Genomic DNA, 25311 nt, shown 5'->3' with positions numbered 1-25311 from the left:
CCGTATATACAACATTGCGCTCCATAACTTTAAACAATTTAAACTAAAAAATAAAAATAAATTCTTAAAGAGAGGAAAAAAGAAAGAATGGGAGTTAAACAATTACTGTCGGAGGCACAACGAAATGAATTAATGGATTTATCACGTTTAACAGAATGGGATTTGGTAACATTTCATACCTTTTCTAAACATGACTTACATTTAATCTTCAAGCATCGTAGAGGATATAATCGTTTAGGTTTCGCTCTTCAACTGGCATTAATTCGTTATCCTGGATGGGCTTTAACTGAGTATAACGATATTCCTATGTCAGTAATCAAGCATATCGCAAGACAGCTACAGATTCCTGCAGAAGGGTTTTCTAAATATGCCAATCGTAATAACACATTATGGGAGCATCTTAGTGAAATTCGTGAGGAGTATAATTTCACTAATTTTTCTTCTAGCCATGAAGAAAATCTGTTGAAACATCTCACACAACAAGCTATGGAAAACAGCAATTCACTTCATTTAATTGAAATAGCACTGTCCATGTTACGGAAATCAAAAGTTATTCTTCCTGCCATGTATGTAATTGAAAATATAGTTTGGGAAGCCAAACAGCAAGCAGATCAAAAAGTATACAGTATTTTGTATGATGACTTAACATCTGAGCAAAAGAAAAGAATAGATGCTTTACTTCTACCCACAAATAATGGAATTTCGCCATTGGCTTGGTTAAAACAACTTCCCTCTCAACCATCACCAGAGTCTTTCCTCAAGGTTGTGGAGCGATTTGAATATGTAAAAGATATAGGGCTTGTAGTTGATACGAGCAAGATTAATTCCAACCGCCTTCGGCAGCTTGCAAGATTAGGATCAAAATATGAACCATATGCCTTTAGAAGGTTTGATGAAGTGAGAAGATACAGTATTTTAGTTGCTTTTATGCTAGAAATTACACAAGATTTAATCGATTATGCAATTGAAATACACGACCGTATTATGATGAATCTTCAATTAAAAGGAAAAAAAGCACAAGATGAGATGCAAAAAGTAAATGGTAAAAAACTGAATGAAAAACTTGTACAATTTATCAAGATATGTGGAGCACTTATTGAAGCGAAAGAAGTAGGAAAAGATGCTTTTACAGCTCTAGATGACGTTATGCCGTGGGATAAAATGGTGGAATCGGTTGAGGAAGCCAAACAGTTATCAAGACCTATAAGCTATGATTATTTAGATTTGTTGGAGACTAGATATTCTTATATCAGGCGGTATGCGCCTACCCTATTAAGGGTCTTCCAGTTTGGATCAACTAAATCGGCAGAGCCAGTACTTCAAGCGCTTCATACTATACATGATTTAAACATAAACGGAAAGCGAAAAGTACCGATGAGTGCACCTTTGAATTTTGTATCAAATCGCTGGCAAAAACATGTGTATGACGACGAAGGGAATGTTAACCGACATTATTACGAACTTGCAGCATTAACAGAGTTGCGAAATTACATAAGATCAGGAGATGTATTTGTTTCAGGAAGTAGACAGCATAAGGCATTTGATGATTACTTAATATCTGAAGAGGATTGGAGAAACATAATAAATGCGGAAAATTACTTGGCAGTTCCTTTAACGGTCGAGGAGTACTTAACAGAAAGGATTACTTCGCTAAACCAACGTTTGGACTGGTTATCAAAAAATAGTGAAAAATTAGAAGGTGTTGATATCAGCCAAGGAAAGCTATATGTGGAGAGGTTAGATAAAGGGACACCAGAAGAAGCAAAAGCATTTAGTATCCGTCTACATAATATGTTACCAAGAATAAAGCTCACAGATTTACTATTAGAAGTTTCCAGCTGGACTGGATTTCATGAGCAATTTATTCATGCTTCAACGAACAAATCTCCTGATAAAGAAGAGAAGAATGTAGTATTAGCAACTCTGATGGCAATGGGTACAAATATTGGTCTTACAAAAATGGCAGAGGCTACTCCTGGAATCTCTTATAGACAAATGGCAAACACTGCACAATGGAGAATGTATGATGATGCTATGGTTCGAGCTCAGTCTGTTCTAGTTAACTTTCAACACAGGCGACAATTAGCAACATATTGGGGAGACGGTAATACATCGTCTTCAGATGGAATGCGGGTACCTATTGGCGTTCGCTCTTTACATGCTGATTCAAACCCGCATTATGGAACAGGAAGAGGAGCAACTATCTATAGGTTTATAAGTGATCAATTTGCTTCCTTCTATTTAAAAGTAATTAATACAAATGCCCGAGATGCACTATACGTCCTTGACGGTTTACTTCATCATGAAACAGACCTCATGATTGAAGAACATTATACAGATACCGCCGGATATACAGATCAAGTTTTCGGATTAACACATCTTCTAGGCTTCCGCTTTGCACCACGTATTCGTGACTTAATGGATACAAAACTTTTTACTATTAACGGTGTGCAAGAATATCCAAATGTTCAGTCACTATTAAAAGGGAAAATTAATTTAAAGGTTATTCAAGAAAATTACAATGATGTTTTACGGTTAGCATACTCCGTAAGAACAGGTAAAGTATCTAGCTCACTTATAATGGGGAAACTTGGATCTTATGCAAGACAAAATAAATTAGCGACCGCCCTTGGTGAAATGGGTCGAATAGAAAAAACGATCTTTACCTTAGATTATATTTCGAGTAAATCAGTGAGGAGAAAAATACAAAAAGGCTTAAATAAAGGCGAAGCCACAAATGCCTTAGCCAGAGCTATATTTTTCGGAAAGAGCGGAGAGTTTAGAGAAAGAGCCCTCCAAGATCAATTGCAACGGGCCAGTGCACTTAATATTATTATTAATGCGATAAGTGTATGGAATACGGTCTATATGGAAAAAGCCGTAGAAGAATTAAAAGATACAGGCGAATTTCGAGAGGATTTAATGCCGTATATATGGCCTTTAGGTTGGGAACACATCAATTTCTTGGGTGAATATAAGTTTGAGGGATTACATGCAACAAGTTTACAATCCTTACGCCCTTTGAATATAAAAGAGCCGATTTACTCTTAACGGAGTAAAATACGGCTCTTTTTTCATATAAATTTGCTTAGCGTGGTTTTTTTCCGAAATGCTGGCTGTACCCCTAATTGAATCCAAAGTTTATTTAACGAACATGAAAAGACCACCTACAAAATTTCATAGGTGATCTTTTTTGTGATTTTGCACTTGTGCACTACTTTAAAAATATATCACAAATTCATTTAGTCTCCTAAACATTTGAATCTATAGATTGAATACCTTCCCGCATTCTATACTAATGTCAATTAGATCTTTCTAATAAAAATTTATTCTGTAAAAAAGTTTCAAGCTTACTAAAATCTGTAGAAGAATATAATAAACTCATTCCATTAATGAATTCATGTTCAACTCGTTTCTCTTCCTCATTGGGGAGACAATGATGTGAATCCTTATATAACTGAAACATATTCCACGGTACTGCATCGGAAACCTCAAATTTACTTAGTAATTTTGGACAAAGATCTTTAGTTGCTCCATCCTGAACTGGAAAAGCGAAATTTTTATAAAGTACGGCTGTTGCAGCAGAATAGTTATCCACTTTAGTTGAGAAGTAACTTACGCCATCAAAAAATTCATCATACCTTATAAATTGCAATAATAGTTGTGGGATAATATATTCTGGTTTGAATGTGTTAGTCGTATTTTTTACACGTACAGAACATGCTGCCATTAATGGCCAAATAATTAGATAAGAAATTACTTCATTTGGTTCATTTAACATATCCGCAAATAAGCGTTTTTTCATAATTGTACCGAAATCATCGAATTTCTTAATTATCTTCTCTATAAAAGCAACAGGTGGTGTAGATAAATCTATATAACTTATATCATCTGATTTAAATACTGAAGTCTGAACCGTGTTTAAATCCGGTTTATTAAGTTCTTCCCAGCAGGTTAAAGGTGAGCTTCCTAAATAGATACATGGTAATCCAGGAATACTGTATCTATTTGTGCTAACTATTCCCCGAAGTTCTAACGGAATATGAAACATTTCTTTACTTGTAAATACATGATCGGTACCGACTCGCATTTTATAAAGGAATTCATTGTCAAAGTTTTGAAGTGTTTTTATATCATTGAAATGATTTGGTTTAGACACGTTTTTTATTAAAACTCTCTGAAATTCTTTAAAAGCCTTTGACGGAAAACCTTTATAATATTCTTTTAAAGAATTAGTAATCCCATTACACAAATCCCTTACAAGTTCCAAATCCTTTTTGGTAATGACTGTTTCTAATGTTGCACTGCAGATGCTCTCTAACCCAGAGATATAAGTATTGAAGCAATCTTCAAGATACTCTATAAAATCATCATTCTCCCTAGTTAGGGGTAATTTCCCAACCTGGTTATACAAATCAATAATAGGTAACACTTCTAAAACCCAGTTTCTCAAACGAGGAATTATTTTAGGGTCTTTCGAGAAATCAGATAGTGAGAATTGACTGGCTTGCTTTTCATTATAAGGATAAAATTTAAATTTCTTGGGTTCATCTATTTTTTGTAACTCTTCATATAAATTAAATGCAATATCAATTTCCTGTTTACTAACATTGGTGTCTTCTTTTATATGAGTTAGTTTAATAGCTTTCTCTATTAAATCTGTTCTTAACTTTAAAATAGTAATCACATCACTTTTCAAACGAAAATAATTAATTAAGGTTTTACACTTTCTCAATATTACGGTATCAATTTTCTTATATAATTAAATTATTCTCTTTATTTATTTTATGTATCTGTTCCCTTTGAACCCTACTATTATAGGGTTCCTTTTTTATAATCATATATTTATTAATTAATTTATCGATTTCCTGACTTAAATAGAGGACTTTCGTATGACTAAAACCATGTTTTTTTACCAGTTCAACTAATTGTAATTTTTTATTCTCTATTAGATCGTTTAATTTTGTCACTAACATATACTATTCTCTTTCACACTCCCCCTGAGCAAAATAAAAAGAGCTGCTCCCAGCTCTTATTTAATAAAAATCTTTATTATTGCAGTGTAAAATTTTCCATATTCTATTATAAATGAATATACATAAAGCCAACAACAATAATTTTAGTGTATTTAATAATAAAAAAGCAGCAATAATTCATTACTGCTACAACTTCTTTATAAATTTGTTATTAACATAAACATATTCTTCTGGTTCATCAGCTTCACCATACCAAGCTTCCAGCTTTATAATATGTTCTGCTACTTCTTTTAATATCAAATTCATAAATAATGAAATAGGTGTCACATTATATTCTTTATCTCTGTAATTCTTTAAATTGGCTATAAATGACCATTCATTACCTTTTAAATTTGTATAATAGTCATTCTCTTCTTCCCAGTTTCCTACGTGCCACCTCATATATAGAAAATCATCTTCTGCTAGTGCTTTATTTATCTGTACCTTTGTAAATGGAATGTCTGTACTACGATTAACTTTTATATATTCTTTAACAAATGGAAACTTTAACGCGGCTTCTTCCCAGCTTCCTGTATTTATTAATTCCACCAATTCTTTATATTCTTCCTTTATAATTACTTTACCTCGAAAGGCTGTATACATTTCAAAAGACAAATTTATCACCTTCTAAAATTCATTATGAATTTAATTAACATATATATTTAACTACACAATAGACGGTTTTAGAAATCGTACTACGTTTCCCTTTTCACTAAATTCACTCTCATTGTTACAATTTTTCGAGGTGAGATCCACTATATAACTCTCTGCAATTTTAAAAGTTCTTTCCTCATTAAACATTGTCAAAGGAACTGATACTCCAACATTATTATCTAAATGACTTAGTACCATTACAGGGATAGTTTCTCCTTTTAACAAATCAACATATGAGGTCTTAACTTTATAATAATGTCCTTCTAAAAAATGCATTTTTCCGTTTATTAAATCCACTGCAACTCCATTATTACAATATGCTAAGCTTTGATTAGAAAAATGAATATCGTCCGATACTTTAATGAATTTCATCGTTTTATTATCGAATATATAATAACCTTCTCTTACTACAAATAGATTATGTGGATTGATAAATTCTAGTAAATAATGTGTGATTTCAAAGCTAGTATCTCCCTCAATCATTTCTCTGTATTCTACATAAAGTTTCTCTAATTTTTTAAATGTACTTAGTTTGATCCCCTGATTCGGTCTTGATGCAAGTGTTAAGTCATCTAATACCCATTTAGCCACATATGTTGACGTTGGAATCATTTACAATTTACCCCCTTCAAAATTCTATATATGAACATATAAACTATTTAAATTTAATAAATTGGGCTCTACTTAAAGTATAGGCAGAATCTATTTAATAACTAAGATAATTCTCTAACTTTTTCATATTTACTTCTTATAAATTATATTTATCAAACTCTAAAATGAAATCTTTATAATCAATTTACATTTTCAGAAATTTGAGATATTATTTGTTATATACACCTTTTTAATTTTTTAAATCAATCTCAATACACATAAGCCCTTCGGGTTACTTGAAAGAAGAATATAATGCAAACTGCATTAGTTCTTACTATCCTGTATCCTTGAAGGGCTTTTTGTATTGTCTAGAAAGGAGAGAGTAAATGAGTTTTAACGAATTCGTATTAGATCAATGTGGAAAAACATGGCCAGAATTAAAAAATGAAACTCTGATTGAAAATCAGTATCTAACACATGAAGACATTCAAGAAATCATCTCAAAACAATATCTACTTTTGAGAAAAGACTACGAAGAATTTCTACTAGAAGCACAGTAAGAAAATATTAAACGCATTTATGCGTAATACACAGACTTCTCAATTTTGAGGAGTTTTTATTATGGAGGGAGTTATGATGACTAATTTTATTGAGCTGCTAAATGAAACTTACTGGGATAGTTGTTTAATTCACGAACATACTGAAATCCAAAAGTTTTCTAAAGCAAAAATTGAATTTACAAAAACTATGCTTTTTTTAGATTCCTATAATCGTATCTACAAAAAGAATCCAGAAATATTTACTTTTATGATGGAAGTACTCTCTTCTAGTCTAATTAAAGCGATATATCGTTTTATCGCCCCGAAACTTGAAGAAAGAAAACTTCTCGAAAAAACAGAAGTACGACATAAATTCCAAAACACACAGCAAAAATCAACTTTCTATTTCAACAGTAAGATCGGTCAATATGAATTAAGCATTAACTTTGAAAGTATTACATCAATTAGCATGTACTTTGGAAGTCATGTATTTGACGATATTATTCTGCTAGACAGACAAATTCACTTTCTGTTGGACCAATTTTCAGATGCAGCAGCAAGTCATTATGAAGATGATAGAAATATTATTAAAGATAATAAGGAGGAATTATAATATGTTTGAAAATAATAATGAGTTATTTAGTTTATATTTAAATGGTGAGTTTCAAGGGTATTTAAATAGCGAAGATTATCGTCAAATAGCTGCAGCAATTCGTGTTTATGGAATGAAAGGAAATCTGATTATTACTTCTTTCATGGATACTATGGTTATTTCGACAATAGGCATATTTTTAGATTATTGCTTACCAGAAATACGTCAACCGTTAATGCAGGAACTAGTGCCAATGCAACAGAGTTCAGAGACTCCGGAACTAGTCCTTCTTGGGAACATTCAATTTTACGCTCAAGATGATGAAACTATTGAAGAATTTGCTGAATTTCTATTAGAACGGGTTAAAGATACTCCGAATTATCCAGATGGCTTAATTCAAGGAGTTATATATGGAGTTGTTATTCCTGTCGGTATGGAATCAACTAAAGAATCAATAATAGAAGACCTAAATGAACAACTAACTATCAGTAATTAGAACCTGGGTGAGAACCTAATTTTATAGTTTCAAAATGGGGTTATATTCAATTAGAATATGCCCCTTTTCTGCTTTAAAAAATAGTCAAGGGGGTACTTTTATGTTAGTGGCATTTGCATCTAAGACAAGTAATGTTGAACGGTTTATAAAATCATTTCCTGATATAAAGTCAGTAAAAATTACTGATAATTTACTCCTTGAAGAAGATTTTATACTCGTTACTTACACAACAGGTTTTGGACAAGTGCCACAACTTGTAGAAGACTTCTTAACTAAGAATAACAAGTATTTACGGGGCGTTGCAGCGAGTGGTAATCGCAATTGGGGAGATATGTTTGCAAAGAGTGCAGATGTTATTTCTGATAAATACAACGTACCAGTATTAATGAAATTTGAGTTATCTGGAACGATAAATGATCGCAAGAAATTTAAATCTATTTATTCACAGATTGTATGAGGGATATTTAAGGATTAAATTATGCAGACCAGGGGGAATACAAATGGCAAGTATTAGCGGAATTGAAATCAAGACTTACACAATTAAACGCGGACATGAGGGTGAACCACTTCAACAAGCAGTGGTATATATAGATGGAAAAAAAGCTGGCTATATATCTGATGGTGATTGGGGCGGCCCAATGGTATTGGAGTTTAATAATTATGATTTAACCGTTATTAAGCAAAGATTATTTGCATATGCCAAACATGAAAATTTCATTTCCAGTATGTCTCGTGATATAGAAATGCTATTTGCACTACTACTCGGATATGTAAATTTAGAAAAGGTATATAAAAAAATTAGTAAAAAGAATAAGGATTTAATCTTATTAGTAGTTGGTCTCCGCGAAAATTATTTAAAAGGCTGGTCGATGAAGAATGAGTTAGTATATTGGCAATTAGAAAATTATGATCAAAAAAAATTAAATACCTTTATAAACAAAATAAAAAAGAGTGAAGATTGTTCTGAAGTGATTATGTTTCAAAAACAAAAAGATTTTCATATAAACACTCATGAATTTATTCGTATTTAAGAAAATTTTTTCACTTATTAATAGTCAATATATTCTTTTTAAGTTTAACTTTGATGAGATTTGAATTTTAAATACTTGGATAAAATTTCTGATTCACCAAAATAATTGAGGTGAATCAGAAATATTTTAAGGAGGTCCTTAATGCTTAATTTAGTTAATTTTAAATCCCAAACCCCTACTATGAAATTTCCAAGAATCAAAAAACTAATACAGTTTGATGTAGATATTTGGCTATATAAAAATAAATTACCTACCGATCAATTGGATTTACACTTAAAAAAATGTACAAATTGTTCCTATTATGTCGAGACAATTGAACTAATTGAAAAGAAAACCATACACGGAAAATCATATGAGGATATATGTAGCGATTGTGATTATGTTTTACGTAATTACGTGTCAAGTTTAAAATGATATTTCCGTCCCTTCAAGGACAGCATTCCCTTGATTACTTGGTGTTTAAAAATATATTAAATATATGGTACGTGAAATTTTATAAAGAATACTTTAGGAGGTATTAAGCACATGGCAAATGTTGTGTTAATTATAAGAAATTCAGATTTATTAAAATCTATGAATGAAATATTAACTAATTCTGAATCAGTAGAAAAAGTGCATGCTTTACTAAATAAGGCAAAAACAAAAAATACACTGCCACACGGTCTGTTATGGCATTGGTCGGAGTTTAATTGGGATATGCCAGAAGAACTAGGTAACAATATAAGCGATATTAAAAATAGCGAGCCTATTTTACTATTATTTTATTGGCTAAATTGCATTGGTGCTGAAAACTATTATTTAGCGAGAATTGAAGAAAGGTATGTTATAGATGGGCATGATCCATTAGATACATGGGGTAACTTACGTGTACCATCATTAGATTTATCCTTAAATGTTTCAATCTCCTTTGGTTTTGAAAGAGAGGATACAATATGAAACTACGTAATATTTACCGTGAATGTTATGGAACTGCAAGTATAGATAAAATGCTTCCTTCTATAATAACTAAAAGTATCTGGGATTTCTTCAAAACACAAATACTTTTAAAAAACAATTCATTATTAAGTTATAAACACATCTTTGATTTAAAATTGGAAGATAATTATTTAGTATTAAATTATCAACAAGAAAGTCAAGATTTTGAGATACGTTCCAAAACAAATGTAAAAGTGGATAAACTTCCATTAGCACACCATATATGGATTATTGATAACGGTAGAAGTTTTATTATGATGTTACCTACGGATTATTGATAGGAATTAGACTACACACTTATTTTACTAAGTAAAATAAGTGCTTCGAAATAATACCATTAAAAATACCGGTTCTAATAAGAACCGGTATTTTTATTATGTATTAAGCTTTAGGATTCATTAATTATAGGATAGCCTCTAGATATAACACACTCCCCTATAGTTGTTTAGTGACAATAAAGTTGTTTAATTCTTATTGAACTAAAGCGGCAGGTTAGTGTAAGAAAAGTACCTGCAATGTACGAATAAATATAGTTCAAGTAAAAAAGTACTGTATAATCTTGGTAAGGGGGGAAATTCATAGCTGGGGGGAATTACCTTGTATTATAAAGAATTTGGAGTAGAACATGAAAGAATGATGGTTTATATACATGGTGGTGGAGTAAGTGGTTGGATGTGGGATAAACAAGTTGATTTCTTCTCTCAAAATTTTCATTGTTTAGTTCTTGACCTACCTGAACATGGATATAGCAGAAAAGATGAACAAATTTTTTCAATTGATTATGCAGCAGAGCAAATAATTAAATTAATAGAAGAAAAAAGAGAAGGCAAGTCTGTTGTGGCAATAGGTTTCTCTTTAGGTTCCCAAGTACTCCTTTCAATGCTTAGTAAGAAAAAAGATTTAATTGATTTTGCAATGATTAATAGTGCTTTGGTTAAACCAATTCCTTTTGCAAATATATTAAATAAGATAATGACAATGGCATTACCACTGGTAAAGAATAAAACGTTTTCTAAAATTCAAGCAAAAACCCTATATATAGGCGAGGAGTATTTTAATCTTTATTATCAAGAAAGTCTACAAGTAAACAAAGACGCTTTTTTAAGGGTTATGAATGAAAATTCTTCATTTAAAATACCTAAAACATTCAGGGAATACCCACACAATATATTAGTTACTGTTGGTGAAAAAGAGAAAAAAATAATGAAGGATTCAATGAAGGAAATTATGGCTAACAACCCCAATTGTCAAGGAGTTATCATTCCTAAGATTGGTCATGGGGTACCTTTAGCAAATCCAAAACTATTCAATAAGATGTTAGAAGAATGGTTAGATAGTAATTTAATTATAGATGAAGTGAAATTGGCATCTAATAGTTGAAAATTTAGGTCTTTAATGTGCCTTCACCATTTTATGATTTTGATTTACTTATATCCGTAGTAGAGTTTCCTACTTATTAACTAACGGGGGCGTTTGCTCGGTAAGAATTAAACAACTTTATTATCTTTTTTATGAATGAAATTGTATAGATCAATTTGATATTAAACAACTTCAAAGAGCCCTATTACATTTCAAATGTAGTAAGGCTCTTATTTTTTAGATCAAAATTAAACAATTTTATTATTCATTTACAATAGTTAGGTTACTTGGATTTTTTTAATTCTTTGTTTGCTTTATCAATTAACTTAGAAGCAGTCTCTAATCTTTCAACCCCAGCATCAACTTCATATTCTTTACCCTTATCTAAACCTTCTTGTATGATTGCCACTCCATCTTTTACATGAATCATCGCTACACCTACATTTTGTTGTACTGGGTGATCTTTTTCTTCGTACTCTAACTTACTTATTTTGTCCACTAACTCTAAATATGGTTTAGATACTTCTTTTAACTTTTCTGACTTTTTCTTCATTGACTTGCTACTTTTTACAATATCGTCTATTTCCTTAGATTGTTCGGAGAAATCTTTCATTAAATATTCTAGGTTTTTACTGAAGTCTTCTTTTTTATTCTGTTTAACAGAAGCTTCCATTGCTTCATCTTTCTTAACCTTTGTCTCACATCCAACCCCAGTTAACATTAACATTGGAACTACTAAAAAAGATAAAATTTTACGTTTCATTGACATATACCCCTTTATTTAAAAATGCTTTTTCTATTCTTTCCACTTTTATATTTGTTTCCATTTTATTCGCCACTACGAATATCGTTTATTTTACCTATTTTCCTAATGTTTCAGCAATATCTTCAATCTCTTTTAGATATATATCGTTCACATCACTTATCCCTTCTAAATACTGGTCAAATGGTTCACTCATACTGTCTGTAGCTTCTTTAAGTTTAGTTGAATTTTCTTGTTTAATAGCGTCTAATTGCTTATTAAATGATTTATCTATCGCTGCAGTTGCTTGAGATACCTTTTTATGGGCATCTTTATATTTTGAGCTTGGTGCTAATCTTCTCATTTGTGCTGTAACTGACTTTGCTTGTTTAAATTTCTCTTCAAACTCAGCTTTGGATGATTCAGAACTATACCCCTTTTCCTCGGCTATAGCTAGATCTTCAATAATAGTGTTAAACTCTTTATTTAACTGGAGTAGATTTCCTGCATAAATGTCTTCCTTTTTTGCATCTTCTTTCGAAACAATAGCGTTCTCTTCATCTATCGCATTACTTCCACAACCAACTCCTCCTATTAATAGCATGACGGGTAAAGCAAGTTTTAGTGCCTTTCGTTTCATATCTTTTCCTACTTTCTTCAAACTCATTTTCTAGTAGTTTAGAAGCTAACTAAATTACCACTGTATGAAATTAACTGACTACTTAATGTCTTTCATCATCTCGTTTGCTTCGTTTATCTTCTTAGAAGCCTTGACTACTGCATCATTACCTAGTTCTATTAATTTCCTATCTTTTAATTCTAGACCGTCTCCAATTGATTTAAGTGACATATCTAGTAAACCCATAGCAGTATCTATTGTATATTGCACATCTTTATACTTTTCATCATGCTTTAATTTTTTAACCTTTTCAGATGTTTCAAGTAAGTCTTTAGAAGCTAAATCAAATTCTTTCTTCTTCTCTTCTACTGACTTTTGGCCTGTTAATATGTCACTTACGACCTTGGACTGTTCAGAAACATCTTTCATTAGATATGCTAAGTTTTCCTCATAGTCTGCTTTCTTATTTTGCTCAATAGAAATTTTACTGTCTACTTGTTTTTCTTTTGTAGTACACCCTGCTGATCCCCATGCTACAAACATAAGTGAAAATGCTAATAAAATTAGATTCTTTACCTTCAACCCCCCACCCCCTAAGAAATTGTAAGTAATTAACATATGAAACCATAACATAATTTACATAAATATACTATAAAAAAATAGCGATTCTTACGATAAATTGCTATTGTTCTTACAATCTTAAAATATGTATCACAATTGCAAAGTATCTGGCTCCATATTCTTTTTTAATAATCCTTTATTCAACTTCTAAAGTTTAGTATTTTGTTGCTTTTTATTCTCTCTAGGATACCGTCAGCGTTTTTCACAATAATCTATGCTATGCCGAAAAATAAAATCAGCTGCCCATATGGACAGCTGATTTACATAATTCTTGAAAACGGAAGTAAGTGAATATAGTTTATTCAATATTAATATCTGTTTTTTTATAATAGAAATGATACAAATCTTTAACTAGTATATAAGTATCTAAGAATATTAGGAAATCTCTCTCTCCAGGCTATTTGATTATGAGGAGCTCCTTCAATAATTTTAAATCTATAATTTATACCCTTTTCCTCTATTACGGTCTTAAAGGATTGATTCGAGTCAATATAGGCCTTGGAATCAAACGTAACTGTCGATTCCTCTGTTCCTACATCAAAATAAAAATACTTTATATTTGATAAATCGCTTATTTTGGCAAAGTTTTCAATTTCAAGTTGATTTAATCAGTATGCAGAAGAAAGAGCGGCTACCCTTCGAAAAATAGATGGGTATTTCACCATTGCATAAGTTGAAATGAGTCCCCCTGATGAGCTTCCTGCAATTGCTGTATCATCTGTTAGTGTTCTATATTTTTTATCAATATGTGGCTTTAATTCCTTCACTATGAAATCTATATATTTTTCTCCTTCCCCACCTAAGTCGATGGTCTCATCTAATGATAATCCTCGATTTATGGTTTTATTGCTTATCCAAGGTCCATACTCATCAAAACGTTTTGTACCTTCTCCATTGCAATCAATTCCTACAATAATAATGTCTAGACGACTTTCTTTAAGACAGTCCGTTATTCTCCAACTAGTTCCAAAAAAAGATTCCTCATCTTGAAACAAATTTTGGCCATCGTGCATATATAAAACAGGATAATGTTTAGTTGAGTTCTCGTAACTTTTCGGTAAATACACTCTCACTCGTCTTTGTCTATCTAAAGTTGACATAGTTACTATAAATTCTTCTAGCATTTTTAGCCCCCCTCATTTTTAGCATTACTATTTCATTTGGAATACCATATATTTACTTAATTCAGTTTTGATAGGCTAATTGAAAGAATAGACTTGATTCGTAAGATCCTTATGTTATTTGAATTACGAGTTAGATTTAGATCTCAACATGATTCCTCTTTTAGTAATAACATAATTCTCTGGTAAGCAATTTATGCCTGGATGATTTTCGCAACGTGAAAAAAGCTCTTTTAAATCTCGTTGAAAATCACTACGTGGACGCTTTGGTTCTGCAATTCCCCATTTATTCATGCACTCTAGAATCAAAGATTGAGTCTCCGGGTATATCCTTGCAGTTTCAAGAAGACAGCCAACTGCCACTGAGCGGGTAGGTTCCTCGTATGTTTTCTTTAGTTTATCTACACAGCTTGTAGTCATATGCCAAAGCCATACATGGTAAGTTTGATTACTATCAGGGATAGGTGTATCAAAGAATCCCCTGTGAATGCATGCCCATAAAGCTAGTATACTATTATTAGTGAGAGTAGAAGATTCGTGGTTATTAACATTTATGACAAGTGAATTTATATGATTGGATATATTAATGCCTCTTTCAGCCAATCTCCTCCATATACTACAAATGAACTCATTTGTCGGTATATCTTGTCTATAATAATCCGATAGAATCAGCTCTACTACTTCCTGTGGCAACGAAACGTTTAACGAAATTAATTCATCCAACATTACAGCTGCCCAGTACTGAACATATCGTTCAGAATCTAACTTATCTCGTTCCTTTTTATCAATATACAATAATCGTACGATTTTTGTAACGTATGGTTGTAGATCAGCGTCCCTACTCAGACTTTCATAAGCCACTTCTAATAAATCAGCAATTAATTCAGGATTGTTCATTTGAGTGTAAACACCCTTGTCATGCTTGTCATGACATAAGCTCTCAATATAGCTAACTATCCAATTTGCAGCTTTAGACGTTTCACCAGATGACAGTATATAATCAGCAAGGCTACTCTTCATACTTTGGCGTTGTATAGATTCCCCAGAAACAAATTGCTGTAACTTATCCAAAATAATATCATCTTTTAACATATCGAATACAGATCCCCCTTCACTGACCTTATCGCCAGTCTCTCCATCTCTACCCATTTTACCTTATTTTAGTAATTATTGATGGGACTTTTAAAACAATTATAAACGTTTTTAACTTTATATATTCATTATTTAACTATTAACTATCCTTTTTACATCTTCTACGCTTACTGAAGTTGCTTCCGCTATGATTTTAATTGAAACACCTAAATTGAAAAAGTTTTGTATTAAATGTATTCTTTCTTGTTCTCTTGCTTTTTGATCAACCTCTAATAATTGTTGTAATAAATCTGTACTCATTGTAAACACTCCTCATAATTTTTTTAATAATAAAGAAAAGCTGATGGATAAATCCTCCACCAGCTTTTCTATTTCTTGCTATTCAATTAGAAGCTAACCGTCGCTGCTTCCTCTCCTGAACTAATCATTCGTTGTTCAATCTTTCCTAGCAGTTCCTTTATCTTACTTGAATAAAGTATAACCGCTTTCGTAGATTGAGCATTCTTAAGCTCTTCTGTCCATTCTGCTAAATCTTCCTTTTCTTGATCATCTAGATAATCAAAAACTTCCTTTCGAGACATCGGGCTCACCTCAACTCAACTCTCTTTATTTGGCCGTTACATAACCAAATCTCCTCATCTCTCTATTTCTATTTATACCAAATTACTCCTCTTTTATTCCTTATTCTTTTTTTCGAGTTCGGCCAATTTCTTTGAAATCGACTGAATCTCGTCGGTTTTCACCTGTTCCGTTGCCAAACGATTGTGCAGCAAAAAGGCTTGCCCTGAAATCCCAGCAAGAATACTCACCTTAAGAATATCCATCATTGTTTCAGGGTTAAACATTGCAACACCAACGAGTGAAGCAATACTTCCTACAAACATCTCTCCCAAGAAACCCGGGTGAAATGCAAGCTTGCTCTTACGAGGCAACAAAAACTTTTTGTTTGTGATGTAATGACTAGCCAATCCTGAGACCATACCAGCCACAACTGACACAATTACTGTAACCAACATAATATGCACCCCTTTTCGAAAAACTTTTGACATTGCAGCAGCAGTTTCTATTTAATAATTAGTTGCTATAACATAGCATCACCCCTTTCAGGCAAAACAAATAACCTTCCAGGAAAATGAATTGTTTACACAATGAAATAAAGTAACATAAAGTTCCTTTTTGTGTAATTTCATTAACCCGAAAGGTTATAAGTAATTAGTGATATAAAAAAGAAAAAGAAAAAAATGCAACTAAATTATATCACATTGAAGTTTGTTTTATCTTTAAATTCAGAAAATTTATTTTGTTATTTAACTTTCTCAAGTTAACAAATCAAATTCTTTGATATCTTTACTCTTTCTAATAATTCTAAAGCCTGATGGTTATTTAATTTTTTCAATCTCCCATCGATTATGCTATAGATTACACTACAATTTTGATAAATATAGAATTCCAGTATTTCAAATGCTACCTGTTTTTCTTCAACGTTTTCATAATTGCATAAATTTATTATTCTCGTTCCTGTCTCTCGTACTAACCACAATACCTTTCGCTCAAATAAGAAATAATAATATATATCAAAGAAATAAAAATCTTCTTGATATCCTATTAACTTATTTCGTATTATATTTTCCATATTTATCAGCTCTGGATAAATTCCCATATCTATTTCTGACGGTGCAATACAGGTATTACCTCCTAAATTTTTTTCTAGAATTTGCAATGTCTTCAGTACTTCGTTAAAACTGTTGTTTTTTGTTTCTTTTCTCTCTTTCCATTCTTTATTTTCGCGATTATAAATAGATACATTCATCAATATACACTCCTTTTTTTATCGTTTTTATTAAAATAAGGTTCTATTACCAATGCTACTAGTTACCATCTTATTGTAACTATCTTCAATTACATGTTGTTCTTTTTGATACTGATCCCATTCAGCAGCTGTGATATACGAGATAACATCTCCTACATGAATATAAACCGTATCACCTACGCTAACACCTTCGAGTTCTGTATCGATTCTTAAATCGATATTTTCAATTCTAATTAATCGTTTGCTAATAAGTTTCCCTTTAGTAATTTTCCATCGATAAGCATTTAAAATAACAGGATGTATTGTTTTTGAAACTCTCAATAAATGATTCAAATTATAACTCCTTTTTTAAGCAAAATAAAAAAGCAACCTAAAAGGAGAAGACATAACACATAAAAATGCGTACTCTTCAACCCGATAGGTTGCTTTAATTACAGAAAGGAAAAAGAAAAAAGATTATATACTTATTATACCATATCAATAACCAAAAACAGCTAATTTATAAACTGAAAATAATACAAAAACTTTAAATTATATTGCTGGTTTATGGTCTGTTTTTTATTTTATTGTATATCAAAACAAGAAATAATTTCTTTAACTTTTATAGTGCAGTATTCGATTTAAATGTTACAATTACAATATTATTCAAACATATTATTCGTAAACCAAGATATTGAGATGAATATCAAATACATACATTTTAAAATCTGGGTTTACTACATTTTTTTAGAATCCCTAAAAAGAGTGTAGTAGTTTAATCTATAACGAATAAAACAAAAAATTAGAAAGTAAGGGGTTTACAACATGTTAAGGCTTAGGCTTGTATATTTATTACTTCCACTTATGCTATTTGTCGGGGGTTGCGGAAACATAGAAGATGAAACAAAGTATGAAAAAGGATTTTTAAAAGGAACTGGAGCTATGAGGAAGGCATCCAATAAAATGACTGAAATACAAGAGAAAGACCATTCGCTATCTTCGTCACAAAAAGAGTATAAAGAAGCGGTTATGGAATTTAGAAAGGTAACTAAAGAATTTAAAGACTTAGTTCCTGACAAAAAGTATGAAACTCAACACAAGAACCTAATAAAAGCAATGGAAGAATATGAATTATCTACATCAAAACTATTAACAGGAATGTCTGATACAGAAGGTACCGAGTGGAAAGATGGTATTAATCAGTTCAATAAAGCGACAAATATGTATGTTATTGCAGCTGGGAATATTGTAGATATACAATACGGAAATAAAGTAGGTACAACAGAAAAAAGTATTGGAAAAATATCTGAAGAAGATGCACCAGTAGAAGCAGAAACTGAAACTGCCCAAACACAGCCGTCTGAGCAAGAGGTAGACTTAGCGACTAAAGATACCCAAACGCAACCGATAGAACAAAATGCAGAAGAGAAGATACCAGCCGCGGACAAGGAATCAGTAGTAGAACAATCGCCACAGCAACTTACAGTTGATAATGTAAAAGAAATTATTGAGTATTATTCTATTGGAGAAAATGACAAATTAAATGACGTAGCTGTTGAAAATGGTGAAATAAAAGCAACTATTGTATTAGCATCTAACAATCTATTTCCAGCTAAGGATATGGCTGTTAATAGATACAGTCAATTATCAGATGAATTACTAAAACATGAAGGTTGGCAAACACTAGCTGTTACATATGCTAACATAGGAAGTATTAGTATGACTCGTAACGAAAAGGAAACAAATGAGATTGGTGATTACTTCCCAGTACTTAAAATTGAGGAAAGATTGAAATGATAAAATTAGTATCATAGAAGACCTTTCATATTATTGACATAGTTAGCATGTGTTTAGTTAACAACATCTATAAGCTCAATTAGAAATAGTAATTCTATGTAGTACTATGGGTAGAGAAATAAAAGAAATGAATGAACCAATTGGTCCATTCACTTCTTTTATTTCTCTAAATTTAATTTATACTAAAACCCTCTTGATCTTGAAGTATTTCTTCTTCACAATCTGTACAACATGTTAATATTTGATAACCACCTACGATTTTAGTATCATGAAAATCTGATTCTCTTCCACAAAATGTACACTTATTCATTATTCATTCTCCTTTCAATATCCCGTTTGATACTCAAAATCAAATTACATATTTTAAATAATTATTCTTTAATACCCTTATTTGTTCGATTAAACAGCAGTCTTTGTTCCTCAGTTACAGGAAATGCCCTGCTATATCCCTTTTTCGCATGAAATACCATATGATGATTTACAATCAAATATTGATTAACAATAAAATTCAACATATTATTAACCGCCAAAGCCGAGTATTGATTTGTAATACGCCTTTGTGGCTGCGATACTATTACTTGATCACACGAAATATCACTGGGTGCTATTGTATCCTCATCTGTTAAAACATCTGGATACAATTCAGCAACAGGTGCTAAAATTGTTTCACCTTTCACTCTTAACCCTGTTACTGTTTGCCCTGTATAACCGCTCTCTTCTTGTTGTTTAATAGTTTCCTCACTTGGATTTCCTTTTATTAAATCTACTGCATCATTACCTGTGTCTATATAAACAATATTTTCTTGTTCATTGAAAAATTGATGAAATTGTTGTCTTGAAAATAGCGATAGGTAAGACTTTGATATTATCTCTATCTTTTCCCCCGCTTCACACCGCACGTGCGACTTTCACCGCATACGGCGTTCCATCAAATCCAAACTATCATTTTGAGTGTTAATTCATTAAATCTCCTCGTTACCAATAGAAGTACGCATTTTATTTATCTTACGTATCATAGACCTGCTGAGTATTCCGATTTTATCTAAATAGTAATTTATTGTTTCCTTTTTCTTTGCATGAAAGAGTTTATGGATATCACTACGAACAAAAATTAAATTTACGTATTCATCAGTCCCACCTTTTGACTTTGGAATGATGTGATGGACCTCCATATCCCCTATTTCTAGAGGCTCTTTCGTAATGGCACATTTACCATTTTGCCCTACATAGAGTGAAATACGGTTATCATTAAGCTCAATTGATTGATCGATAATAGGGTTTTCCATCAAATACCTTAATATTGTTATGTTAATCGATTTTAACCTATCATGAATTAGCCTTCTCCCTCGTTCGGTGTATGAATTTACCTCTTTATTTAGCGCTTTTGCAGATTTATGTGTAATACCTGCTATCGGATATATTGGCTTTTCCATAATATAGTACGTCTTAAAATTATACTTACCGTAGTATTTCAGAAAAGTTGGAGGAGTCTCTCCACCTTTAAATTTTAAAGACGATATACGATGTAACCGATTGTAAACAAAGTTTTTTGTTTTATAGTATATGTCTGCAAAATCTTTGTTTACCATCGTAGCGATATTATAGTAATTGTGAAACCCTAAAATTTTTGAATTAAGCAAACGAACCTCATCAGCATGTGGTCTAACTTTGATACGCTTAATAGCCTTTTTGTATTTTTCAGTGATATTATTCTTGGCCTGTTCGGTAATATGCGATTTTACAACATAGTCTGTTTTCTTAGCTTTCTTTTTAACAACCTTAAGCTTAAACCCAAGAAACTCGGTGTAATTTCTTCTAAGATTAGTGACTTTAGATTTCTCATTGTTCACTTCAAGTCCTAATCTATTTTTAAGCCATTTCTTAACTGCTATTAGAGTCTTTTGTGCAGAATTAAAATCTTTACAAAAGATTTTAAAATCATCTGCATATCTCACTAAAAACATTTCTTTAAGGTTACTCGTTCTTCTTAATGCAGTATATTTGTGGGAGCGAATAATTGTATTATTTCTTTTATCAATACTTTCATAGTTGTGTCTTGTAATCATAGTTTCCCACTGTGAACTTATCCACCAATCAAGCTCATTAAGAACAATATTAGAAAGCAATGGAGAAATGATTCCACCTTGAGGGGTTCCTTTTTCCATTTTTCCTACGTTCTCAATTTCCGTCTTGAGAATTTTAGAAATAATAGATAATAGACTTTTATCTCTAATTCCCAACGACCAAATCTGTTTTAGTAGCTTTCCATGATTTACATTATCGAAGAATCCCTTAATATCAATATCAACTACATAATGGAACTTAGAAATATTCATAAGGGACATAGCTCTAACAATAGCATGTTTTGCATTTCTATTTGGTCTAAAACCATAACTATGGTTATAAAATTTCGCTTCACAAATAGGTTCCAGAATTTGTTTAATACATTGCTGAACAATCCTATCTTCCATTGTTGGAATACCTAGTGGTCTTTTGTCACCATTCCTCTTTGGAATGTACACCCTCCTAATAGGTTTCGGATTATAATTTTCTAGCGCTTTTTGTACTTTTGCTACAAATGTAGTTAAATTTTGTTCAGCTATTTCTAAAATAGTAGTATCATTAGAACCTTTAGTGTAACTTCCTTTATTCCTCTTTATATTCCGATAGGCAAGTTTTATATTTTCTTCACTCATTATAAGGGAGATTAGATTTTTGAATATCTCCCCTTTACTACTTCTATTGTAAAGGTCATCAAACAATTGCTGTGTATCATAATACTCATTAAATCTAAGTTTCTTATGTTTCTTTGGCTTTCGTTCCATCTCAAGTCGGTTACTCATAAATTACTTTCACCTCTCTTAGTCTTACACGAACCTTGCGATTTCACGTCCACTTACATCACTCAATAATTTGATAGTTGTTTTTGACTAATGGCTATTCCTCCCTATTTATTACAAATAGTTCATAGGTCATGCCATTGCTCTCACTAGGATAAAGAAATGTTATAAATTTATTTAAACCCTTTCCATTTCAACACTTCACAGGCGATAAAACCTCCGTGTTCCTAGCTTTCTTCGTTCCAATATTCTTATCTTTTCATATACCCTTAGGTCATTCCTTTGCGCCTGGTTGCTGGATATTGCCTTTAACAATATAAGGTGTTTCATAACAATTATTCTTACTCCACCTCACAACCCCCACAACTTCGGTGGGTATGGCATTTCTACCATATCGATATTTAGACACTTACATTCAGAATTTCGTCAGTTACATTTAGTAACATTCTAACCATAGGTATTTTATAGACCCCCGGTCTATCTGCTACGCCACTCACCTCTGAGCAGTTTTCCATATGCCTTTTAGAGCATACTGGGGTAACATTCAACCGACTTTACCGAGCTTTATACAATCTTGTCTTTATCAACAAGATTGCATATCGGAGTATCAGGGAAGGCATTTTAGAGCGTTACCTCCTCATTCTACCTTTCAGAATATTAGTTTTCCTAATCCAATTAAGGATTAGTACCTAACCTTTTCAGTTAGGAACGAATCGCACAATTATTATCGACGCAGCTGATAAGAATTTTTATTGTTTCCTTTTTATTATTTACTTTCAATGAATCAAATAATTTCATTAAAAGATCAGTAGTTTCTATATACTCTTCAGAATATGACCGCAAATCAATTCCAAACGGATTAGAATATCTTTTTGCTAATACGTCTGCTTTTTTCTTACCTATCTCATTTTTAATGAAATACTGATTTCTTAAGTTTTTCTCTTCAATACTATCTGCATCTGCTAAAATCCCCTTGATTTCCGTAATTCTAGAAGTAACCATTTGCTGCGCTACATACTGAGCCACTAATGACCCCGTACCACCAGTACCAACTTGAACAATATGAATAGGAATATCTACATTAAATGGATATAATTGAATCATATTTCGTCCACCTCATGAATTGCAGACTCTACAACCTCCACTTGTTCCAGTGGTCCATTAACATTAAAAGGTGATGCAAATACCTTTGTAAGGTCTACTTGTTGATGTAACTCATCTTTATAAATCCTTGCATGTATTGAAGGAAAATATCGATGTAATCTACCTACAATTACATAAATAATATTTGGAACAACCTCATTTTGATTATCCAATACACTTGGTATTTCACTCATATTATGATGTGAATGTATTTGAAGCACTAATCTCTTCTCCATTTGCATTAAAATATCAGTCTCAGGTTTAACCCAATATTTATTTACTTTTTGCTTAGGAAAGACTATTTCATAACACCCATTTTGATCAAGATATACTTCTGCATGTAATTCTAACTCTTTAGTAGCGTAGAATTTTGCATGCTCTATAAAAGTTTGAAGTATATACTGTGGTATTGGAAAGAAAGGTGTAATTTTAGTACTATTCCCCTTTTTCTTCATGTCAATGGATACTGTGATAATATTTTTATCTTTGATATAACCCATTATTACATGACCTTTTACCAATTCATCGTATCCTGAGTTCTCCATTCTTTCTCTCAATTTTTCTCCACTAATTTCCATGAAGTCTGGTTTTCCGTTATTAAGAATCTCTTCTTCACTAAAGTACTCTATTAAAGCATGTGTGTTACCCCAATACTTCACTACAGTTTCATTATTAAGCTTCCACAATTTATAATCTCTAATTATTGCATCGTTATCGGGTTTCTGTTTATTATCTTTTTGCTCTTTCTTAGATGCCTGCTGCTGTTTACTTCTATTAGGTTCTTTTAATCTTGATGCTCTATTTTCTTCGCTGGCCCTTTTTTGTTCCTCCATCTTTTGTATTGCCAAAATCGTTCCTTCATCTAAGCTATTTATTGTTTCGGCTCCATTTTTTTCACTTTGTTTATTTTCCTCTAATAAATAATCAAAAATATCAAGTTCTTTTTTACTCATAATAACTTACTCCTTATTATTTTGAATTCTTAAATTCATTAACCAATTGCTTATATGTTTTCTTATATGAAACTAACCAATTATCATTAAATTCTTTTCCATCTAAAAAACTAAAAAGTTGAAAAACATCAGATTTATTTTTTAATTCTAGATCCTTCGAAATTCTATCCGGTGTATACATATCTGCACCGAATGGTAATTGGTGAAACCATCGTTCAAAAGCTGTTAAATTTTCTATTGTTGGAGGTTTATTCCCACCCATGCATACATTCCCACTATAGTAGACATTCGGAAATGGATATACATATAGTGGAGAATCTAATTTAATAGGTTCATCTTTCATCGCATATGCAAATGCACTCTGAAAAGATTTAACCCCTTTTGGATTTTGTAATACCGCGAGTACTAATAAGACCTTTGGAAAACCCACAATATTAAAAGTTAATTTTTCTTTATGATTACCTCTCCATAACTCAACTTTTCTATTTGCTTTCTCTAATTCCAAAAAATAAAAGTGCTTAATTCCATCTTTTGTACCAACAGAAAGATGCTGCTTTAAATTCTTAGGCATAAAACCTGAATCATAATTAAATTCAAAATCTAATTCTTCCTTTGCTAGTGAAATAGACCTAGCAATAGATTTTCCAAGCTCAACCGCAGGAAATTTAAAATCCTTTTTTATTACTCCTAAATCATCCACAATCTTTGCTTCTACTATTGGAGAATGTTCCTCAATTTTTAAATAAATTGTCAAAGTAAGTCCTCCCAACAATCTCTTCTTTATAAAGGCTTAAATTAAATTTTTCTTTTTCTTCTTGAACTTTTTTTATGAAATACACCACTTCAAATAGTTCAATCCAAGTAAATACGTCAAAATATTCAAATTGACTACACATAACAAAAGCAAATTCATTATCGAATTCGTTATCCACATCTTCTTTAAAATGGATTACCTTTTCCTTAAATAGATTCTTAATATCATTCATTTCATATCCTGAAGGTAGGGGAATGAAAACTAATATAATAGGTTCATCAAAATCTCCTTCAAATAGTTCATTTGCTTCACATTCTAGATACTCTCTAACAGTAGCTTCTTCTAAATAACCAATACAGTTAAGTATTCCTTCTACAAGCTCTGTATATGGATTGAAGCCATTATAGGAATAGAATTCTGCATTCCAATCTAATTTTTGAATTACAACCTCTTCAAATAATTCCGCTGGTACCCCTTCATTCTTCATTGAGATAAATAAAGAAATAAGATTTATTATTGTTAGATTAGAATTTTCTTCATGTTCATCCATCTCTAAACGTTCCCATATATCTATCATGATCAGGACTC

At 31.6% G+C, this 25311-nt stretch carries 31 protein-coding genes; 10 read left to right on the top strand and 21 right to left on the bottom strand.

Annotated elements, in window-relative coordinates; genetic code table 11:
- Positions 1–87 precede the first annotated feature (87 nt).
- Positions 88–3051: a Tn3 family transposase gene (locus QCI47_RS29705; protein WP_000538374.1), complete on the top strand. Its 2964-nt coding sequence runs from the start codon at positions 88–90 to the stop codon at positions 3049–3051.
- Positions 3052–3301: 250 nt separating this feature from the next.
- On the opposite strand, the gene QCI47_RS29700 is transcribed toward QCI47_RS29705, so the two are convergent.
- From QCI47_RS29700 to QCI47_RS29685, 4 genes are all read right to left on the bottom strand, one after another.
- On the bottom strand, positions 3302–4735 hold the full coding sequence (locus QCI47_RS29700) for a hypothetical protein (protein WP_002170405.1): 1434 nt from the start codon (positions 4733–4735) through the stop codon (positions 3302–3304).
- A gap of 19 nt (positions 4736–4754) precedes the next feature.
- Positions 4755–4976 carry an aspartyl-phosphate phosphatase Spo0E family protein gene (locus QCI47_RS29695; RefSeq protein WP_000961673.1) on the bottom strand — a complete coding sequence of 74 codons (222 nt, stop codon included), beginning with the start codon at positions 4974–4976 and terminating at the stop codon, positions 4755–4757.
- A gap of 186 nt (positions 4977–5162) precedes the next feature.
- Complete coding sequence (locus QCI47_RS29690; protein WP_025921776.1) at positions 5163–5618, bottom strand: hypothetical protein; 456 nt, start codon at positions 5616–5618, stop codon at positions 5163–5165.
- Between the two features lie 63 nt (positions 5619–5681).
- Complete coding sequence (locus tag QCI47_RS29685; RefSeq protein WP_000613334.1) at positions 5682–6281, bottom strand: hypothetical protein; 600 nt, start codon at positions 6279–6281, stop codon at positions 5682–5684.
- A gap of 365 nt (positions 6282–6646) precedes the next feature.
- Here QCI47_RS29685 and QCI47_RS29680 point away from each other — a divergent pair, with 365 nt between their 5' ends.
- The 8 genes from QCI47_RS29680 to cesH all read left to right on the top strand — a co-directional run bounded on the left by QCI47_RS29680 (position 6647) and on the right by cesH (position 11273).
- On the top strand, positions 6647–6820 hold the full coding sequence (locus tag QCI47_RS29680; RefSeq protein ID WP_000009395.1) for a hypothetical protein: 174 nt from the start codon (positions 6647–6649) through the stop codon (positions 6818–6820).
- 76 nt (positions 6821–6896) lie between these two features.
- Positions 6897–7412 (top strand): hypothetical protein, encoded by a 516-nt coding sequence (locus QCI47_RS29675; protein ID WP_002170406.1) that lies wholly within the window; start codon positions 6897–6899, stop codon positions 7410–7412.
- A gap of 1 nt (position 7413) precedes the next feature.
- Positions 7414–7887, top strand: coding sequence for a hypothetical protein (locus tag QCI47_RS29670; protein WP_000462742.1), 474 nt, complete (start codon positions 7414–7416; stop codon positions 7885–7887).
- Positions 7888–7987: 100 nt separating this feature from the next.
- Positions 7988–8344, top strand: coding sequence for a class Ib ribonucleoside-diphosphate reductase assembly flavoprotein NrdI (gene nrdI, locus QCI47_RS29665; protein ID WP_000959157.1), 357 nt, complete (start codon positions 7988–7990; stop codon positions 8342–8344).
- A 43-nt stretch (positions 8345–8387) separates the two neighbouring features.
- Complete coding sequence (locus QCI47_RS29660) at positions 8388–8918, top strand: hypothetical protein (RefSeq protein WP_000146716.1); 531 nt, start codon at positions 8388–8390, stop codon at positions 8916–8918.
- A 525-nt stretch (positions 8919–9443) separates the two neighbouring features.
- Complete coding sequence (locus tag QCI47_RS29655) at positions 9444–9854, top strand: hypothetical protein (protein ID WP_000024606.1); 411 nt, start codon at positions 9444–9446, stop codon at positions 9852–9854.
- A complete protein-coding gene (locus tag QCI47_RS29650; RefSeq protein ID WP_000776829.1) occupies positions 9851–10171 on the top strand; it encodes a DUF960 family protein in 321 nt (106 codons plus the stop codon). The genes QCI47_RS29655 and QCI47_RS29650 overlap by 4 nt, the downstream gene beginning before the upstream one ends.
- 319 nt (positions 10172–10490) lie before the next feature.
- Complete coding sequence (gene cesH / locus QCI47_RS29645) at positions 10491–11273, top strand: cereulide biosynthesis alpha/beta hydrolase CesH (RefSeq protein ID WP_000291475.1); 783 nt, start codon at positions 10491–10493, stop codon at positions 11271–11273.
- 262 nt (positions 11274–11535) lie between these two features.
- On the opposite strand, the gene QCI47_RS29640 is transcribed toward cesH, so the two are convergent.
- From QCI47_RS29640 to QCI47_RS29595, 10 genes are all read right to left on the bottom strand, one after another.
- Positions 11536–12021, bottom strand: coding sequence for a hypothetical protein (locus tag QCI47_RS29640; RefSeq protein ID WP_025921775.1), 486 nt, complete (start codon positions 12019–12021; stop codon positions 11536–11538).
- A gap of 91 nt (positions 12022–12112) precedes the next feature.
- Positions 12113–12634: a hypothetical protein gene (locus QCI47_RS29635; protein ID WP_000822988.1), complete on the bottom strand. Its 522-nt coding sequence runs from the start codon at positions 12632–12634 to the stop codon at positions 12113–12115.
- A 78-nt stretch (positions 12635–12712) separates the two neighbouring features.
- Positions 12713–13195 (bottom strand): tungsten formylmethanofuran dehydrogenase, encoded by a 483-nt coding sequence (locus QCI47_RS29630; RefSeq protein ID WP_353812045.1) that lies wholly within the window; start codon positions 13193–13195, stop codon positions 12713–12715.
- Positions 13196–13842: 647 nt separating this feature from the next.
- Positions 13843–14358, bottom strand: coding sequence for an alpha/beta hydrolase (locus QCI47_RS29625; RefSeq protein WP_000888885.1), 516 nt, complete (start codon positions 14356–14358; stop codon positions 13843–13845).
- Positions 14359–14481: 123 nt separating this feature from the next.
- Positions 14482–15447: a hypothetical protein gene (locus tag QCI47_RS29620; RefSeq protein WP_025921774.1), complete on the bottom strand. Its 966-nt coding sequence runs from the start codon at positions 15445–15447 to the stop codon at positions 14482–14484.
- Between the two features lie 132 nt (positions 15448–15579).
- Complete coding sequence (locus QCI47_RS29615) at positions 15580–15747, bottom strand: hypothetical protein (RefSeq protein WP_000102280.1); 168 nt, start codon at positions 15745–15747, stop codon at positions 15580–15582.
- An 86-nt stretch (positions 15748–15833) separates the two neighbouring features.
- A complete protein-coding gene (locus QCI47_RS29610) occupies positions 15834–16028 on the bottom strand; it encodes a hypothetical protein (protein ID WP_000087396.1) in 195 nt (64 codons plus the stop codon).
- Positions 16029–16121: 93 nt separating this feature from the next.
- Positions 16122–16463 (bottom strand): DUF4257 domain-containing protein, encoded by a 342-nt coding sequence (locus tag QCI47_RS29605; RefSeq protein ID WP_000961792.1) that lies wholly within the window; start codon positions 16461–16463, stop codon positions 16122–16124.
- Positions 16464–16768: 305 nt separating this feature from the next.
- Positions 16769–17257: a hypothetical protein gene (locus tag QCI47_RS29600; RefSeq protein ID WP_001103071.1), complete on the bottom strand. Its 489-nt coding sequence runs from the start codon at positions 17255–17257 to the stop codon at positions 16769–16771.
- A gap of 30 nt (positions 17258–17287) precedes the next feature.
- Positions 17288–17590: a hypothetical protein gene (locus tag QCI47_RS29595; RefSeq protein WP_001016162.1), complete on the bottom strand. Its 303-nt coding sequence runs from the start codon at positions 17588–17590 to the stop codon at positions 17288–17290.
- 471 nt (positions 17591–18061) lie between these two features.
- Here QCI47_RS29595 and QCI47_RS29590 point away from each other — a divergent pair, with 471 nt between their 5' ends.
- Positions 18062–19033, top strand: a complete 972-nt coding sequence (locus tag QCI47_RS29590) for a hypothetical protein (RefSeq protein WP_000945234.1) — start codon at positions 18062–18064, stop codon at positions 19031–19033.
- A gap of 172 nt (positions 19034–19205) precedes the next feature.
- On the opposite strand, the gene QCI47_RS29585 is transcribed toward QCI47_RS29590, so the two are convergent.
- The 7 genes from QCI47_RS29585 to QCI47_RS29555 all read right to left on the bottom strand — a co-directional run bounded on the left by QCI47_RS29585 (position 19206) and on the right by QCI47_RS29555 (position 25300).
- A complete protein-coding gene (locus QCI47_RS29585) occupies positions 19206–19343 on the bottom strand; it encodes a hypothetical protein (protein WP_001030565.1) in 138 nt (45 codons plus the stop codon).
- A 61-nt stretch (positions 19344–19404) separates the two neighbouring features.
- Entirely contained in the window at positions 19405–19932 is a 528-nt protein-coding gene (locus tag QCI47_RS29580) for a hypothetical protein (protein WP_001203209.1), read from the bottom strand.
- Between the two features lie 63 nt (positions 19933–19995).
- On the bottom strand, positions 19996–21876 hold the full coding sequence (ltrA, locus tag QCI47_RS29575; RefSeq protein WP_000071176.1) for a group II intron reverse transcriptase/maturase: 1881 nt from the start codon (positions 21874–21876) through the stop codon (positions 19996–19998).
- Positions 21877–22575: 699 nt separating this feature from the next.
- Positions 22576–22977: a ThiF family adenylyltransferase gene (locus QCI47_RS29570; protein WP_000615507.1), complete on the bottom strand. Its 402-nt coding sequence runs from the start codon at positions 22975–22977 to the stop codon at positions 22576–22578.
- Positions 22974–23969 (bottom strand): hypothetical protein, encoded by a 996-nt coding sequence (locus QCI47_RS29565; RefSeq protein ID WP_000037306.1) that lies wholly within the window; start codon positions 23967–23969, stop codon positions 22974–22976. The genes QCI47_RS29570 and QCI47_RS29565 overlap by 4 nt, the downstream gene beginning before the upstream one ends.
- A 16-nt stretch (positions 23970–23985) precedes the next feature.
- Positions 23986–24723 carry a hypothetical protein gene (locus QCI47_RS29560; protein ID WP_000158352.1) on the bottom strand — a complete coding sequence of 246 codons (738 nt, stop codon included), beginning with the start codon at positions 24721–24723 and terminating at the stop codon, positions 23986–23988.
- Positions 24701–25300, bottom strand: a complete 600-nt coding sequence (locus QCI47_RS29555; RefSeq protein ID WP_000565598.1) for a hypothetical protein — start codon at positions 25298–25300, stop codon at positions 24701–24703. Before QCI47_RS29555 ends, QCI47_RS29560 begins: the two co-directional genes overlap by 23 nt.
- Positions 25301–25311 lie beyond the last annotated feature (11 nt).

The organism is Bacillus cereus group sp. RP29 (genome assembly GCF_040459765.1).
In the GTDB taxonomy this organism is placed as follows: domain Bacteria; phylum Bacillota; class Bacilli; order Bacillales; family Bacillaceae_G; genus Bacillus_A; species Bacillus_A paranthracis.
This window is presented reverse-complemented; position numbering and strand designations above follow the sequence as displayed.